Source organism: Psychrobacillus soli (assembly GCF_006861775.1).
Taxonomy (GTDB): Bacteria; Bacillota; Bacilli; order Bacillales_A; family Planococcaceae; genus Psychrobacillus; species Psychrobacillus soli.
Genome location: NZ_VDGG01000007.1, coordinates 13,058 through 29,316, shown reverse-complemented (window position 1 = coordinate 29,316; position 16,259 = coordinate 13,058). Strand labels below are relative to the sequence as shown.

Sequence of the window (16,259 nt, the reverse complement as noted above, 5' to 3'; positions counted from 1 at the left end):
GGATGAATATGCATGACGAAACGTAGAGTTGTAGTAACAGGATTAGGAGCCATTACACCACTTGGCAACGATATAGAGACAACTTGGTCTGGTATAAAAGAAGGTAAGTCGGGCGTAGGTATGCTGACAAGACTTGATGCAAGTCAGTTTTCAGCAAAAGTTGCAGCAGAAGTAAAAGACTTTGATATAGAAAAGTATGTGGAAAGAAAAGAAGCACGTAAAATGGATCGTTTCACTCAATATGCACTTGCTGCTTCTATCATGGCTGTGGAAGACGCTAATTTAACAATAACGGAGGAATTGGGTCTTCGAACAGGTGTCTGGATTGGTTCCGGTATTGGCGGAATGGAAACATATGAAAATCAGTTCCGCGTATTTTTGGAAAAAGGGGCTCGTCGTGTAAGTCCGTTTTTTGTACCAATGATGATTCCAGATATGGCCGCTGGTCAAGTATCTATTCATTTTGGTGCGAAAGCGATCAATTCATGTACGGTTACTGCTTGTGCTTCAGGAACAAATTCAATTGGCGATGCGTTTAAAGTCATCGAACGCGGAGATGCGGATGTTATGATTACAGGTGGAGCGGAATCACCTATTACGCATATGTCAGTTGCAGGATTTTGTTCGAATACGGCACTTTCATTGAATACAGATCCACAAACAGCATCTAAGCCATTTGATGCGAACCGTGATGGATTTGTTATTGGAGAAGGAGCAGGAATTATTATTTTAGAAGAATACGAGCATGCGATCGCTCGTGGTGCTAAAATTTATGGGGAAATTATTGGATACGGCTCTACTGGGGATGCTCATCATATTACAGCTCCAGCACCAGGTGGAGAAGGTGCTGCTCGTGCGATGCAACAAGCAATTGACGATGCAGGAATAAGCCCAGAGCAAGTCGATTATATTAATGCCCACGGAACAAGTACTCCATACAATGACCAGTTTGAAACGATGGCAGTAAAATCTGTTTTTGCAGAACATGCATATAATCTTGCGATGAGTTCTACTAAATCGATGACAGGTCACTTATTAGGAGCGGCTGGTGGAATTGAAGCGATCTTCACAGTGCTAGCATTAAAAGAAGGCATATTACCACCAACAATCAATTTAGAAACGCCGGATCCAGAATGTGATTTAGATTATGTACCAAATGTTGCGAGAACAGCAAATCTTGAGTATGCCATGAGTAACTCACTAGGATTTGGCGGTCATAATGCTAGTATATTATTTAAAAAAATATAGAAAACCAATGATAGATGTTTAAACACGTCTTCGGAGTACTTTGGACTTGAATGTCTAGTAACACCTTTATCGAGACTTAAAATAGAGGGGGGATGCGGCAAAGCTGCATTCCCCCTCTATTTTTTTCGATAATCTTGTTACTGTCATTCGTCCGTCGTACTCCTACCACGTAATTAAACAAAATTCAAAAGCTTTAGGTTAATGAGAGAATAGCCACTTTCCTTTTCATTAAAAGGCAGCCAAAGATACAATTTTGGCTGCGCAGCACCTCTCTATTGCTTTTTCACCTTCCTATTTTTAAAAATGTCACTTTTTTAGTTAGTATCACTAATCCAAGGTTTTCTTAGCAAAATAATAAGCAAGGAACTCCCTTTAAGATAGAAAATGTGCAAGCGAAATTGCATCTTCGCGAGCTCTCTTAATATTAGGAGATAATGGTGTAGCAATCATTTCGTCCAAAGAGAACCGAAAAATACAAGTAAAAGCTATATTCTTTAAAAACACATTAAAAGCATTTCCAAGTTAAAATTTGGGAATGTTTTTTTATATACATTACGTTTTATTGAGTTGAAGTGCTAGTTTGATAGAGCTGTAGCGTGTTGGTGAAAATTTTATTAAAATAATATGTCGAAAAATGATGTTTCATTCATTTTTCATAAAAAATATAAAATAATTTACAACAGCCTAAAACTGTTGAAAACACTGTGTTTTCACCTTATTATTAATTTTCTAAAAAGAGTAAATAAAGGGAATTTACAAAAAATAATATTGCGATTGTAAAGAGATTGTAATAGACTTTGTAATTAAGGTAACAAAACTGAAAAATGTAATAATTTAATTAATTCGTAGTTTCTAATTTGTGGTAAAAAAGATCGATATCATGAAAGGAGAAATACTTTGAACAGCACAGAGCAACTTTTATCGATTAATAATTTACATACTGGTTTTCGGATAAAGGATACATATTTTGATGCAGTCGATGGCGTTTCAATTTCTCTCAAGAGAAACGAAATACTAGCCGTTGTTGGTGAGTCTGGGTGTGGAAAATCAACACTGGCCACATCTATCATTGGACTTCATGATCATAACAAGACGAGAGTAGAAGGAGAAATTATTTATAAAGGTATTAATCTTGCAAAGCTAGATGAAGAAAAGTTTAACAAAATCCGTGGAGAAGAAATCGGAATGATTTTCCAAGATCCATTATCCGCATTAAATCCATTAATGCGAATTGGTGATCAGATTGAAGAAGGATTAGCTTTTCATACTAAGATGTCTAAGGAACAAAGAGAAAAGCGTGTTTTTGAGCTATTAGATCAAGTTGGAATTTCCAATCCTAAACGAATTGCAAAACAATTTCCACACCAATTATCAGGTGGGATGCGACAACGTGTGATTATCGCAATTGCCATTTCATGTAAGCCAAATATAATCATTGCAGATGAACCGACAACGGCTCTTGATGTAACAATACAAGCACAGATTTTAGATTTATTAAAAGATTTGCAAGCTGAAACCGGAGCAGGAATTGTTTTAATAACGCATGACTTAGGAGTTGTAGCAGAAGTAGCAGACCGAGTTGCTGTTATGTATGCTGGTCAAATTATTGAAGAAGCATCGGTAGAAGAATTATTCGCAAATCCATTGCATCCATATACACGTTCTCTATTCAATTCTATTCCACAAATGAATAGTGAAAATGAAAAGTTACAAGTAATTCAAGGGATCGTTCCATCTTTAACAAATTTACCAAGAACAGGTTGCAGATTTTCCGCGCGTATTCCATGGATTTCAGAAGGAATGCATGAAGAAAATCCAACGATGCACGAAGTTTCTCCGGGTCATCTAGTTCGATGTACTTGTTGGCAGCACTTTCATTTCGAAAGTGAAGAAGGAGGAATTACACGATGAGCTTTATGCAAATAAATGACTTAAAAGTATATTATCCAATTCGTGGGGGCTTTTTCAATACAGTAGTAGACCAAGTGACAGCGGTAGATGGTATCTCGCTAGAATTTGAAAAAGGAAAAGCATATGGCTTAGTTGGTGAGTCCGGTTGTGGAAAATCGACGACTGGTAAATCAATTATTGGGTTAGAAAAAATCACTTCTGGAAGTATTGTATACGAAGGGCAAAATGTTACACATAATCGCAGAGGACGTGGGTCTTCTTACAATCGAGATATACAAATGATTTTCCAAGATGCCCATTCTAGTTTAAATCCTCGTAAAAGAGTACAAGACATTATTGCCGAGCCGATTCGAAACTTTTTGAATCTTTCACCGGATGAAGAAAAACGAAGAATAAATGAATTACTCGCAATTGTTGGGATGAATGAAGATGCAAAATTGAAATATCCGCATGAATTCTCTGGTGGGCAGAAGCAACGTATTGGAATTGCACGAGCAATCGCTTGTAATCCAAAGCTCATTATTGCAGATGAACCGGTTTCTGCACTTGACCTTTCTGTACAAGCACAAGTACTAAATTTCATGAAAGATATTCAGCAAGAATTTGGTCTTAGTTATTTATTTATCTCGCATGATTTAGGAGTAGTGAAGCATATGTGTGATCATATTTCGATCATGTACAAAGGACGCTTCGTTGAATCGGGCAATCGTCAAGATATTTATACGAATCCACAACATATTTACACGAAAAGATTATTATCAGCAATTCCCGATGTGAATCCAGTAGGGCGAGAAGAGCGGAAAAAGGAACGAATCGAAGTAGAAGCAAACTATACGGCAAATCATAAAAATTACTATGATGAAAACGGAAAAGTATTTGATCTAAAAAAATTATCCACTACACATTTTGTGGCAATGAGTGCTCACGAGAAAGGGGGCATTTAATATGTGGAAAATAATAGTTAGACGAGTATTAATTATGATTCCGCAATTATTTGTTCTAAGTCTATTAATCTTTATCCTGGCTAAACAGTTACCTGGAGATCCGTTTACAGGATTGCTTACGCCTGATACAGATCCTAACCGTATAGAAGAACTTCGGGAACTTGCAGGTTTAAATGATCCTTGGTATGTACAATACGTAAACTGGATTGGAAATGCGGCGCAAGGGGATTTTGGGAAAAGTTACACCTATAAGATAAAAGTGTCTACACTTATCGGAGAGAAGGCTTTAAATACATTTTGGTTATCTCTTGTAAGTGCTATTATATTATACCTAATTGCTATTCCGCTCGGGGTTTTGGCTGGACGCTACCAAGATACAATTTTTGATAAGATCATCGTCTTTTATAGCTTCGTCACTTATGCCATTCCGACGTTTGTTTTAGCACTAATTTTCTTATTTATATTTGGTTATCAGCTTCACTGGTTCCCGACAGTAGGTAGTGTAGATGTTAAATATGACCCAGGAACTGCTGGTTACTTCTGGAGTAAGCTATATCACATGCTGCTACCAGCTATTACTACCGCAATTTTAGGTACAACTTCTGTTATCCAATATTTACGATCCGAGATTATTGACGCAAAATCACTTGACTATGTACGAACTGCTCGAAGTAAAGGGATTCCAGTAAACAAAGTGTATTCAAGACATATTTTTAGAAATTCCTTACTTCCAATTGCTGCCTTCTTAGGATTTACGATTACTGGATTACTTGTAGGATCGATTTTCATCGAAACGATTTTTGGTTATCCAGGAATGGGACAGTTATTTATTTCCTCGCTATTATCACGTGACTATAGTGTAATTACTGCACTTGTTATGTTATTTGGCTTATTAGCATTACTAGGTAGTCTACTGTCCGATATCATCATGAGTATTGTTGACCCGAGAATTAGGATAGAATAGTACAACTAAATGTTAAGGAGAGGAAAAATAACATGGTTAAAGAAGCGACAGTTGATAGTAATAAAGTAGAAATAAACTCTCCTCCTACAGGTATGCAAGTTGTTTTTAGAGAGTTTAGAAAAGATAGATTAGCAATGTTTTCACTGATTTCATTAGTATTAGTAATTGTAGGAGTCTTTATATGGGCATGGTTAATTGACCAAGAGGCTTTAATGCGTGTTAGTTTACGTGACAAATATGCAGAACCTGGAGAAAAGTTTTTTTTAGGAGCCGACCTAGGTGGAAAAGATATTTTAGGTCAATTAGTAATTGGAGCACGAAATTCCATCGCTATTGCAATAGCGATCACTATAATAACAGTCACTTTCGGAATAATCGTAGGTTTAGTTTGTGGTTACTTTGGAGGATGGATTGATAATATGTTCATGCGAATTATCGACTTCTTTATTACCATCCCTTCTTTAATGGTAATTATCGTTTTTGTAACGATTATTCCTAAATATACGGTTAAGGAATTTATTTTGATCATGAGTTTATTCCTTTGGACTAGTACTGCGCGTCTTGTCCGGAGTAAAGCATTGTCAGAGAGCAGACGAGATTATGTTAATGCATCTAAAACGATGGGGACACCTGGTATTTTAATTATATTTAAAGAAATTATGCCCAATTTAAGTTCGATATTAATCGTCGAGCTGACACTAAGCTTTGCAGGGAATGTTGGAATCGAAACAGGATTATCGTATCTTGGATTCGGTTTACCACCACAGACACCGAGTTTAGGAACACTCGTAAGTTATGCTAATAACCCACTAGTTTTACAGGAAAAATGGTGGGTTTGGATACCTGCAGCAATTTTCATCTTGTTAATGATGTTAGGAATAAACTACGTAGGGCAAGCATTACGCCGTTCGGCAGATGCGAAACAACGGTTAGGTTAACTATTTTTGGTATTAAACGCATAGTCGTTTGATATATATGAGTAGAGAGTAAAAAGGAGGAAAAGGAAATGAATAAAAAGCTTTGGGGATTACTAGCATTATTACTAGCATTTATGCTTGTGCTTGCTGCTTGTAGTAGTGATGGTGAAGAAACTACAGGTACAGATGATGGAACAAAAACAGAAGAGGCTACTCCTGAAGAGGGTACTGAAGAAGGTACAGAAGGGGAAGCAGAAGAACCAGTAGCAGAAGATTCGGATGCGTTATTCCCATTAGCTATTGAAAATGATGGGGAAGCTATTTCTGGTGGTACTTTAAAAGTTGCCCTGTCAAAAGATGAACCATTCCAAGGGATATTCTCGTATGTATTGTATGAAGATGCTTATGATGATGAAATTATGAAATACGCATCTAATTCACTTTTCGAAACAGATGGAGATTTCTTGTTAACAGATGAAGGTATTGCAAGTATTGAAGTAGATCAAGATAACAATAAAGTATTAGTAAAAATTCGCGAAGGTGTAAAATGGTCTGACGGTGAACCACTAAAAATCGAAGACTTAATCCAACCTTATTTAATTATTGGACACAAAGATTACACAGGTGTTCGTTATGATGTAGATTTCCAAAACATTATCGGTGCTGTTGAATACCATGATGGTAAAGCAGACACAATCTCAGGACTAAAGAAAATTGACGAAACAACTTTAGAGATGTCATTTAATAAATTATCTCCGGCAATCTTTAGCGGTGGAGATGGACTCTGGACTTACGCAGAACCAAGTCATATGATTAAGGATATTCCGATTGCGGAGTTAGTAGAATCTGATGCAGTTCGTAAAAATCCAGTAACATTAGGTGCATTCAAAATTGATAAAATCGTACCAGGTGAATCTGTTCAATTAGTAGCAAATGAACACTTCTGGAAAGGCAAACCGAAACTAGACGGCGTTTTAGTGAAAGTTGTACCAACAAGCTCTATTTCAGTTGCATTGAAACAAGGCGAGTACGATGTAGCTATCTCATTTAATGCTTCTAAAATGGAAGAAATTAAAGATGCAGATAATATGGATGTATTAGGTCGTCAAGAACTTTATTATTCTTACCTTGGCTTCAAATTAGGGAAATATGATTATGAAAATAATGTAGTTGTGACAGATATAGAAGGTTCGAAAACAGGAGATGTGAAGTTACGTCAAGCAATGGGATATGCACTTGATGTAGAGCAAGTTGCAGAAGTTTTCTATAATAACTTACGTGAACGTGCGAATTCACTAATCCCGCCAGTATTTGCATCTTTCTATGATGCTTCATTAGAAGGATATACGTATGATCCAGATAAAGCAGCTGCATTATTAGATGAAGCTGGTTTCAAAGATGTGGATGGCGATGGAATCCGTGAAGATAAAGCAGGTAAACCTCTAGAGATCAAATTTGCAACAATGGCAGGCGATGATATCGCAGAAGATATCACACAATTCTATTTACAAAACTGGAAAGATGTTGGCTTAAATGTAACGTTAACAACTGGACGCACAATCGAGTTCAACAGCTTCTATGATAAAGTACAAGCGGATGATCCGGAAATCGATATTTTCATGGCTGCATGGGGTACTGGAACAAACCCATCTCCAGCAGGTTTATATTCGAAAACAGCAGAATATAATTTCAGCCGTTACTCTTCTGATTTCTTAGAAGAGACACTAACAAATATTGACTCACCAAAAGCATTTGACGCTGATTACCGTGCGAAAGAATTCCGTGCATGGCAAGAATATATGGTTGAGCAAGCGCCAATCATTCCAACTATGTATCGTTATGAGTTAGTACCAGTAAACAAACGTGTGAAAAACTGGAGTATTGACTATACGAATGAATCACACTCTAATCTACAAGACGTAGAATTAGTTTCAGACACTGGAGTTAAATCTTCAAAATAATAATAAAAAAAACCGTTCCTAGACGAAAGTTTAGGAACGGTTTTTCATATGGTTTAAGAAGGATGTGATACATATGAGAATTCTATTATTTTTAATCAGTTATGGAATAGCAGTTATTAGCTGCTCCCAATTAGTATTGTTCTTAAATTTTTTGTCTTTAGGTTATTCGTTGAATTCTGTCCTCGTGTACATGCTTCAGTCAAAGGAATTTATTATGTTATGTGCATCGTTTTTAGCTTTAACGCTTATCGTCTTCTTCCGAGGCCCATTGCGGCTTCCATCTTAGCTAAGGTTGAATTTGCTAATGCATTTGCTTTTTCTGCTCCATGATCTAATATGTCGTCAAGCTCCGATGAATTTAATAATTCTTCATATCTTGCTTGAATTGGAGCTAGATGATCTATAATAACTTGAGCTACAGATGCTTTAAAATCTCCATAGCCTTTTCCTTCGTATTTTTGTACAAGTGCTTCTATTGATACGTCAGTTAAAGCTGCTTCTATTGTAAGGAGATTCGAAACGCCAGGTTTATTTTCAAGATCATATGCAACAATTCCTTCCGAATCCGTTACAGAACTTTTTATTTTCTTTTCAATTTCTTTTGGTGTATCAAGTAGGCGGATCGTCGCTTTTTTATTTGGGTCGGATTTACTCATTTTCTTCAATGGGTCTTGCAACGATTTAATGCGAGCTCCGTTTTTCGGAAGTTGGATATCAGGAATCGTCAGTACCTCTCCGTATTTTTTGTTAAATCTTTCCCCTAAATCACGTGTTAACTCGACATGTTGTTTTTGATCGTCTCCAACAGGTACGATATCTGATTGGTATAAAAGGATATCCGCAGCCATTAATGGTGGATACGTTAATAATGCGGCTGAAACAGCATCTTTACCTGTTGATTTGTCCTTAAATTGGGTCATTCTTTCTAACTCGCCGATATAGGAAATACATTGCATAATCCATCCAGCTTGCGCATGAGCTGGAACTTCCGATTGGATGAATAGTGTAGACTTATTTGGGTCAATTCCTACTGCAATATACAAAGCTGCAAGGGAGCGAATATGCCCGCGTAGTTCTTCCGGATCTTGTGGAACGGTAATGGCATGTTGGTCTACGATGCAGAACACACACTCATAATCGTTCTGTAGAGCGGTAAACTGTCTAAATGCACCGATGTAATTGCCGAGCGTAATAATTCCTGTTGGCTGTACGCCTGAAAAAATTTTCTTCATGTTTTTTTCCTCCTTAATAAAATCGAAAAAATAAAAAAACATCATGCATCCCTAAAAAAGGGACGAATGATGTAAAATCCGTGGTACCACCCAGCTTGCTAAAATAATTAGCCACTCTTCTTCTTAACGTGAAGGACACGGTCTATGCTACTACAAGTTCACATACACTGCTCAGAAGCCCATTCCATTTATCATATGTTCTGTTTGCACCAACCACAGACTCTCTAGACATACCGAGTTAAATGTACTTTTCTTCATCAAAGCTCAATTATTTAGTTTTGATAATTATATTATAGAAGAAACTCAAAAATCAAGCATAATAAACAACTAGAGCGATGGCCATACTAACTAAACAAGATAAGCCTAATATGACAATTGGCTTAACCGGAAACGAGAAAACCTCGGATGGTAACCGCATTTCATTCGCTGTTTTTTTCATATGCTTAGGTGTGAACACTCTGCGTGTACTTGTTACAAAAATATCAAAAAACCCACCGGAAACTACATATGTCATTAGCCCAATAAATGTAATAGAACCTCCAACGTAAAAGGAAATATTTATATAAGAAGTAAGCGTTAGAGATCCATATGTAATAAACATAATGATAAAAATAAATAGCTGTATGACTAAAAAACTAACAATTTTTTTCTTCATAATTCACCTCGACGAAATAAATTATAGAAGATTTACTTAAAATAATCAAAAATTAGACAATTCGAAATGTCAGAAATGAACAAAATAATTACCAATATTTCTCAAGTGTTAGGACATTGTAATGATTTTGTTACTTATTTGTAAAAAAATAATCGAAAAACCTGTACAAGTTTCTCTGGGAATGTATAATGATTATTGTAATGAATTTTTCTGAATATTTAAAGGGGGTTATTCTTTTGAAGAATAGCAAGTTTGCTTGGCTTTTAAGCCTATTGTTAGTTGTTGCTCTTTTCTTGGCTGCATGTGGCGGCGATAAAGAAGAAGGCACTGAAACAACTAAAGACACAGAAGATACAGACGCAACAACAGAAGAAGTAGCAACTGACGAGGAACAAGTTCTAAACTTAATCATGAATGCTGAAATTCCAACTATGGACTCTGCTCTTGTAACAGACGCGGTTGGTTTTGACCTTCTAAATAACGTAAACGAAGGTTTATATCGCTTAAATCAAGATAACGTTGCTGAACCTGCGATCTCTGAAGGTGAACCAACAGTTTCTGAAGATGGTTTAGTTTACACATTCACATTACGCGATGCTAACTGGTCTGATGGATCTCCAGTAACTGCAAATGACTTTGAATTTGCATGGAAACGTGCGATGAACCCAGATACTGCATCTGAATATGGTCCATATATGATGGATGGCGTTATTAAAAACGCTACTGCAATTATGGAAGGTTCTATGGAGTACACTGAACTAGGCGTTAAAGCGCTTGATGAAAAAACTTTAGAAGTAACTCTTGAAAAACCAACACCTTACTTCTTATCACTTATGTCATTCGGAACATTCTTACCACAAAAAGAAGAATTCGTTACAGCGCAAGGTGAAAACTATGCGAAAAATTCTGAAGCAGTATTATATAACGGACCATTTACACTTGCTAACTGGGACGGAACAGGATTATCTTGGCAACTACTTAAAAACGAAGAGTACTGGGATAAAGATACTGTAAAATTAACTGAAATTAACTATGATGTTGTTAAAGAACCAGGTACAGGTGTTAACTTGTATTCGGAAGGTCAAAAAGACAAAGCACCACTTACTGGTGAATTCGCAATGCAATATGCTGCTGACCCAGAATTAATTCATGAATCTGAAACATCTGTATTTTATTTCAAATATAACCAAGAACGTCTTGGAGAAAAAACACCACTTGCTAACGTAAATATTCGTGAAGCAATTTCAAAAGCTTTCAATAAACAAGATTTAGTTGATGTAGTTTTAGCTAATGGTTCTGTACCAGCTAACTACTTAATTCCAAAAGATTTTACTTTCGACGCTGATGCAAATGACTTCCGTGATGTAAACGGGGACATGGCTGAATTCAATGCTGACGAAGCAAAAGCTGCATTCGAAACAGGTTTATCTGAACTAGGAGTTTCTGAATTAACTATTGAACTTCTAAATGGAGATACTGAATCAGCTAAGAAAACGGGCGAATACCTAAAAAATCAATTAGAAACAAATTTACCAGGTTTAACAGTTAAACTAAAAGAAGTTCCATTTAACGTTCGTTTAGATCTTGATACAAACCAAGATTATGAAATGCAAATTGCTGGATGGGGACCTGACTATCAAGATCCTTACACATTCATGAACTTATGGTTAACTGGTGGCGGAAATAACCAAATGTCTTACTCTAACCCAGAATATGACAAGTTAGTATCTTCATCTGTTAATGAATTAGCTCTTGACCCAGAAGCTCGTTGGCAAGCACTTGCTGATGCTGAAAAAATTCTTATTGATGAAGATTTCGGAATCGGACCAATTTACCAACGTGGATTGATGCACCTTCAAAAACCATATGTTAAAGGTATCGTTGCTCACCCATTCGGTGGAGACTATAGCTACAAATGGGCTTATATTGAAGGTAAAAACTAATTTAGTGAATTTTTAAAATCACATAGTTTGAGAGTATATGGTATCCGTTCGGGACCATATACTCTCTTTTTAAATGAATCAGAATTCACCAAATATTTATTTTTTATAATTACTTTTGACAATTATAGAGTTTATCTGTTTATATATACTAGTATAGTTTTTAAAATTATAGAAATATATTATTTAGGAGGTGCAAAGATGACAAAATATATTATTCGACGTATCGTTTATATGTTTATTACCCTTTTCCTGATTGCGTCAGCAACATTTTTCTTAATGAAGGCGCTTCCAGGATCCCCGATTAGCTCTGCATCCAAACTACCCCCCTCACAACTCGCGGTGGTAGAAGCGAAATATGGATTAGATCAACCAGTTCCCGTGCAGTATGCAAAATATATGCTCAACTTAGCGAAAGGTGATTTAGGTAACTCATTCCAATTTAAAAATGCCAGTGTAACAGATTTAATCATGAATCGATTAGGACCATCTGTTTTAATTGGTTCACAAGGATTAATACTTGGTGTAGCTATTGGTATTTTGTTAGGTATGATTGCAGCGCTGAGGCAGAATACTATATGGGATTATGGTAGTACGTTAATCGCTATCATCGGTATTTCTATCCCATCTTTCGTTTTTGCAACATTGCTTCAATATTGGTTAGGTGTAAAATGGGGACTACTCCCAGTTGCTTTATGGAAAGACGGATGGATGTCGAGTATATTACCTTCTATTGCTTTAGCGATGGGACCTCTTGCAACGGCATCTCGATTTATCCGCACAGAAATGATTGAAGTGATAAGTTCGGATTATATTACTCTAGCAAAATCTAAAGGGGCGAGCGGATTTGAAATTGCATTCAAGCATGCTTTCCGTAATGCGTTAATCCCTCTTATTACAGTTTTAGGACCACTTGCAGCTGGTCTACTTACTGGTTCGCTTGTAATTGAACAAATCTTTGCAATACCGGGTATAGGCGAGCAATTTGTTAAAGCGATTGTTTCGAATGACTTCTCAATTATTATGGGAACTACAATATTCTACTCTGTATTCCTAATTGTTATAATATTCGTAGTTGACGTACTTTATGGAATAGTTGATCCTCGGATTCGTTTATCAGGAGGTAGTAAATAATGAGTTTAGATATAAAAAAAATACCTGCTGAATCTTTTGAAAGAGTTCATATTGATAGTAGTCAAGCGGAAAGAATTACGAAGCCGTCTTTAAGTTTTTGGCAAGATGCTTGGCTACGAATTCGTAAAAATAAGGGTGCTATTGCTAGTATTTTTATATTAGTATTTATCATAATCATGGCATTTGTTGGACCGATGGTTAGTCCACATGATGCGGAAACCCAAACGATTACACATGCCAACCTACCTCCTAAAGTTCAAGGACTTGAAAAGTTAGGAATATTCGATGGTGTTGGAACACTTGCGGGTAAAGAAGTAGATTTATATGAAATGAAAAAAGTCGATACGTATTATTGGTTTGGTACGGATGGTTTAGGGCGTGACATGTTCTCAAGAGTTTGGGAAGGTACCCAAATATCCTTATTAATCGCTTTTGTCGCAGCAATAATTGATATGGTTATTGGTGTTGCATACGGTGGTATTTCTGGTTACTACGGTGGTCGTGTCGATGATATTATGCAACGTGTTGTGGAAATTCTGTATGGTATTCCTACATTAGTTATCGTTATTCTGATGCTATTAGTAATGGAACCAGGTGTAACTGCAATAATTATTGCGATTACGCTTACGGGTTGGATTGGTATGTCTCGTATTGTTCGTGGGCAGGTTTTGAAATTTAAGAACCAAGAATTTGTACTTGCCTCTCGAACTTTAGGCGCAAGTAATGGGCGTATTATATCCAAGCATATTTTACCTAATATTTTAGGTGTTATCATTATTAATACAATGTTTACAATACCAACGGCGATTTTCTTTGAAGCCTTTCTAAGCTTTATCGGATTAGGACTACAGGCGCCTGATGCGTCTTTAGGTACACTTATTAACGATGGTTATAAACTAATTCGATTCCAACCGCATATTTTATTGTACCCATCGATTGTTTTAAGTTTATTAATGATTGCATTTAACTTACTTGGTGACGGGTTACGTGATGCATTTGATCCGAAGATGAAAGACTAAGGAGGAAAGCGAAAATGGAAAAAATATTAGAAGTAAAAGACCTGGAGCTTTCCTTCCACACTTTTGCAGGGGAAGTTAAAGCAATTCGCGGTGTTAACTTTGATTTAATAAAAGGAGAAACGCTTGCAATAGTTGGAGAGTCTGGTTCTGGTAAATCAGTAACGACTAAGTCCATTATGCGTTTATTGCCTGAACATAGCTCTGAGTTTAAAAATGGTCATATTTTGTTTAACGGAAAAGATTTAACGAAACTAACAGATAAAGAGATGCAAAAAATTCGAGGGAAAGACATTTCAATGATTTTCCAAGATCCAATGACATCTTTGAATCCTACGATGACGATCGGAAAACAAATTATGGAGCCAATTTTAAAGCACCGTAATGTAAGTAAATCAGTAGCTCATAAAGAAGCAGTAGATTTACTTCGTCTAGTAGGGATGCCTAAACCAGAAGCTCGTATGAAGCAATATCCACATCAGTTTTCTGGCGGACAACGTCAACGTATTGTAATTGCGATTGCACTAGCATGTAATCCACAAATTCTGATTGCGGATGAACCGACTACTGCACTTGACGTAACGATTCAAGCGCAAATTTTAGAACTAATGAAAGATTTGCAGAAAAAGATTAATACATCAATCATCTTTATTACACATGACCTTGGAGTTGTAGCGAATGTGGCAGATAGAGTTGCTGTTATGTATGGTGGGAAAATTGTAGAAATCGGAACAGTAGATGAAATTTTCTATAATCCACAACACCCGTATACTTGGGGATTACTAAGTTCCATGCCGTCCCTTGATACAGCGGATGAGAAACTTTATGCAATTCCAGGAACACCGCCAGATTTATTGTCACCTCCTAAAGGTGATGCTTTTGCTCTTCGTAGTGATTATGCTTTGAAAATCGACCTAGAGGAAACACCTCCATTTTTTAAAGTAAGTGATACTCACTATGCTGCAACTTGGTTATTACACCCTGATGCTCCGCAAGTAGATCCACCTTTAGCAATTATGGAGCGTATGAAAAAATATCCGGGTAGTCGTTATTATGAAGGAACGGAAGGAGGTACTTACTAATGGCTGAAAAATTACTAGAAATCAAAAATTTAAAGCAATATTTCAATCAAGGTAAACCAAATGAAGTTCGCGCTGTCGATGATATCAGTTTTGATATTTATAAAGGCGAAACACTAGGACTAGTTGGGGAGTCTGGTTGTGGGAAATCGACAACTGGGCGTACAATTATCCGCCTGTATGATGCGACGGATGGTCAAGTAATTTACGATGGTGTAAACGTACATGACAAAAAATCGAAAAAAGATTTAAAAGAATTCAACCGTAAAATGCAAATGATTTTCCAAGATCCTTATGCATCTCTAAATCCACGTATGAAAGTATTGGATATTATTGCAGAAGGATTAGATATTCATGGGCTTGTGAAAAATCCAAAAGAACGTAAAGAGCGCGTAGTAGAACTTTTAGAAACAGTTGGTTTGAATCGTGAACATGCGGATCGGTATGCACATGAGTTTTCAGGTGGTCAGCGTCAACGTCTCGGTATTGCAAGAGCGCTAGCTGTTAATCCAGAATTCATCATTGCGGATGAGCCAATCTCTGCATTAGACGTTTCTATTCAGGCACAGGTTGTAAACTTATTAAAAGAGCTACAAGAAGAAAAGGGATTAACTTATTTATTCATTGCGCATGACCTATCAATGGTAAAATACATTTCTGACCGTATTGGTGTTATGTATTTTGGTAAGCTAGTGGAGCTTGCAACTGCAGAAGAATTATATGCGAATCCAATGCATCCTTATACACAGTCTCTTTTATCGGCTATTCCACTTCCAGATCCAAATTATGAGCGCACACGTGTACGTAAATCGTACGATCCAGCAAATCATAATTATCAAGATGGGGAAGAAGTTGCGATGCGAGAAGTAACGCCTGGACATTTTGTTTATTGTTCTGAAAAAGAAATGAAATCATTAAAGGCTATTTCAAGCTCGAAATAATAAAATCATCGGTCATTCCTATGCGAATGACCGATTTTTTTATGGGGAAAGTGTTTATTTGGTGATACTTGGTTGATAGGTATGTCACTTTTTAGGGATAATGCGTCGTAGTGAGATGAATGAAGTGTTCGCCGGGATTTTCGCTGCAGTCGTACGCTTACCCCACGGAAAGCGTCCACCCTGCAGCGAAAATCCTAGCGGTCATTCCTTACCGCTCAGGATCCCTATTAAGCCCAACATAGGAAGGCGCACTTACAACATTTTAGGCCTCATATCTCTTTCATTCATTGTTTAGTATTGTTAGAATAAAGAAACAT

At 36.7% G+C, this 16,259-nt stretch carries 13 protein-coding genes and 1 other annotated feature; of the genes, 11 read left to right on the top strand and 2 right to left on the bottom strand.

Features of this window, described 5'->3' with window-relative positions:
* Positions 1-12 precede the first annotated feature (12 nt).
* The 6 genes from fabF (at position 13) to FG383_RS04530 (ending at position 7,945) form a co-directional block, all read left to right on the top strand.
* Positions 13-1,248, top strand: coding sequence for a beta-ketoacyl-ACP synthase II (gene fabF / locus FG383_RS04555; protein ID WP_142605671.1), 1,236 nt, complete (start codon positions 13-15; stop codon positions 1,246-1,248).
* 897 nt (positions 1,249-2,145) lie between these two features.
* Entirely contained in the window at positions 2,146-3,159 is a 1,014-nt protein-coding gene (locus tag FG383_RS04550; protein WP_142605670.1) for an ABC transporter ATP-binding protein, read from the top strand.
* Positions 3,156-4,103 carry an ABC transporter ATP-binding protein gene (locus tag FG383_RS04545; protein ID WP_142605669.1) on the top strand — a complete coding sequence of 316 codons (948 nt, stop codon included), beginning with the start codon at positions 3,156-3,158 and terminating at the stop codon, positions 4,101-4,103. The genes FG383_RS04550 and FG383_RS04545 overlap by 4 nt, the downstream gene beginning before the upstream one ends.
* Before the next feature lies 1 nt (position 4,104).
* Positions 4,105-5,067 carry an oligopeptide ABC transporter permease gene (gene opp4B, locus FG383_RS04540; RefSeq protein WP_142605668.1) on the top strand — a complete coding sequence of 321 codons (963 nt, stop codon included), beginning with the start codon at positions 4,105-4,107 and terminating at the stop codon, positions 5,065-5,067.
* A 32-nt stretch (positions 5,068-5,099) separates the two neighbouring features.
* A complete protein-coding gene (locus tag FG383_RS04535; RefSeq protein WP_142605667.1) occupies positions 5,100-6,005 on the top strand; it encodes an ABC transporter permease in 906 nt (301 codons plus the stop codon).
* A 68-nt stretch (positions 6,006-6,073) separates the two neighbouring features.
* Positions 6,074-7,945 (top strand): oligopeptide ABC transporter substrate-binding protein, encoded by a 1,872-nt coding sequence (locus tag FG383_RS04530; protein WP_142605666.1) that lies wholly within the window; start codon positions 6,074-6,076, stop codon positions 7,943-7,945.
* A 245-nt stretch (positions 7,946-8,190) separates the two neighbouring features.
* Here the strand turns inward: FG383_RS04530 and trpS are convergent, their stop codons facing one another.
* Both trpS and FG383_RS04520 read right to left on the bottom strand, forming a co-directional pair.
* Positions 8,191-9,177, bottom strand: a complete 987-nt coding sequence (gene trpS / locus FG383_RS04525) for a tryptophan--tRNA ligase (RefSeq protein WP_142605665.1) — start codon at positions 9,175-9,177, stop codon at positions 8,191-8,193.
* Positions 9,178-9,232: 55 nt separating this feature from the next.
* Positions 9,233-9,447, bottom strand: a binding site (T-box leader).
* Positions 9,448-9,487: 40 nt separating this feature from the next.
* Positions 9,488-9,832 carry a DUF3899 domain-containing protein gene (locus tag FG383_RS04520; protein ID WP_142605664.1) on the bottom strand — a complete coding sequence of 115 codons (345 nt, stop codon included), beginning with the start codon at positions 9,830-9,832 and terminating at the stop codon, positions 9,488-9,490.
* 236 nt (positions 9,833-10,068) lie between these two features.
* On the opposite strand from FG383_RS04520, the gene FG383_RS04515 reads away from it, so the two are divergent.
* The 5 genes from FG383_RS04515 (at position 10,069) to FG383_RS04495 (ending at position 15,942) form a co-directional block, all read left to right on the top strand.
* Positions 10,069-11,775 (top strand): peptide ABC transporter substrate-binding protein, encoded by a 1,707-nt coding sequence (locus FG383_RS04515; protein ID WP_142605663.1) that lies wholly within the window; start codon positions 10,069-10,071, stop codon positions 11,773-11,775.
* A gap of 198 nt (positions 11,776-11,973) precedes the next feature.
* Entirely contained in the window at positions 11,974-12,906 is a 933-nt protein-coding gene (gene opp3b / locus FG383_RS04510) for an oligopeptide ABC transporter permease (RefSeq protein ID WP_142605662.1), read from the top strand.
* A complete protein-coding gene (opp3C, locus tag FG383_RS04505) occupies positions 12,906-13,925 on the top strand; it encodes an oligopeptide ABC transporter permease (protein WP_142605661.1) in 1,020 nt (339 codons plus the stop codon). The genes opp3b and opp3C overlap by 1 nt, the downstream gene beginning before the upstream one ends.
* Before the next feature lie 14 nt (positions 13,926-13,939).
* Complete coding sequence (locus FG383_RS04500) at positions 13,940-15,004, top strand: ABC transporter ATP-binding protein (protein WP_142605660.1); 1,065 nt, start codon at positions 13,940-13,942, stop codon at positions 15,002-15,004.
* Complete coding sequence (locus FG383_RS04495) at positions 15,004-15,942, top strand: ABC transporter ATP-binding protein (protein WP_142605659.1); 939 nt, start codon at positions 15,004-15,006, stop codon at positions 15,940-15,942. The genes FG383_RS04500 and FG383_RS04495 overlap by 1 nt, the downstream gene beginning before the upstream one ends.
* Positions 15,943-16,259 lie beyond the last annotated feature (317 nt).

Excerpts from the sequence above, each read along its gene's own strand:
- opp3b (WP_142605662.1), top strand. The coding sequence starts at position 11,974 with ATGACAAAATATATTATTCGACGTATCGTTTATATGTTTATTACCCTT.
- trpS (WP_142605665.1), bottom strand. The coding sequence starts at position 9,177 with ATGAAGAAAATTTTTTCAGGCGTACAGCCAACAGGAATTATTACGCTC.
- FG383_RS04535 (WP_142605667.1), top strand. The coding sequence starts at position 5,100 with ATGGTTAAAGAAGCGACAGTTGATAGTAATAAAGTAGAAATAAACTCT.
- opp3C (WP_142605661.1), top strand. The coding sequence starts at position 12,906 with ATGAGTTTAGATATAAAAAAAATACCTGCTGAATCTTTTGAAAGAGTT.
- fabF (WP_142605671.1), top strand. The coding sequence starts at position 13 with ATGACGAAACGTAGAGTTGTAGTAACAGGATTAGGAGCCATTACACCA.
- FG383_RS04520 (WP_142605664.1), bottom strand. The coding sequence starts at position 9,832 with ATGAAGAAAAAAATTGTTAGTTTTTTAGTCATACAGCTATTTATTTTT.
- FG383_RS04495 (WP_142605659.1), top strand. The coding sequence starts at position 15,004 with ATGGCTGAAAAATTACTAGAAATCAAAAATTTAAAGCAATATTTCAAT.
- FG383_RS04500 (WP_142605660.1), top strand. The coding sequence starts at position 13,940 with ATGGAAAAAATATTAGAAGTAAAAGACCTGGAGCTTTCCTTCCACACT.
- FG383_RS04545 (WP_142605669.1), top strand. The coding sequence starts at position 3,156 with ATGAGCTTTATGCAAATAAATGACTTAAAAGTATATTATCCAATTCGT.
- FG383_RS04530 (WP_142605666.1), top strand. The coding sequence starts at position 6,074 with ATGAATAAAAAGCTTTGGGGATTACTAGCATTATTACTAGCATTTATG.
- opp4B (WP_142605668.1), top strand. The coding sequence starts at position 4,105 with ATGTGGAAAATAATAGTTAGACGAGTATTAATTATGATTCCGCAATTA.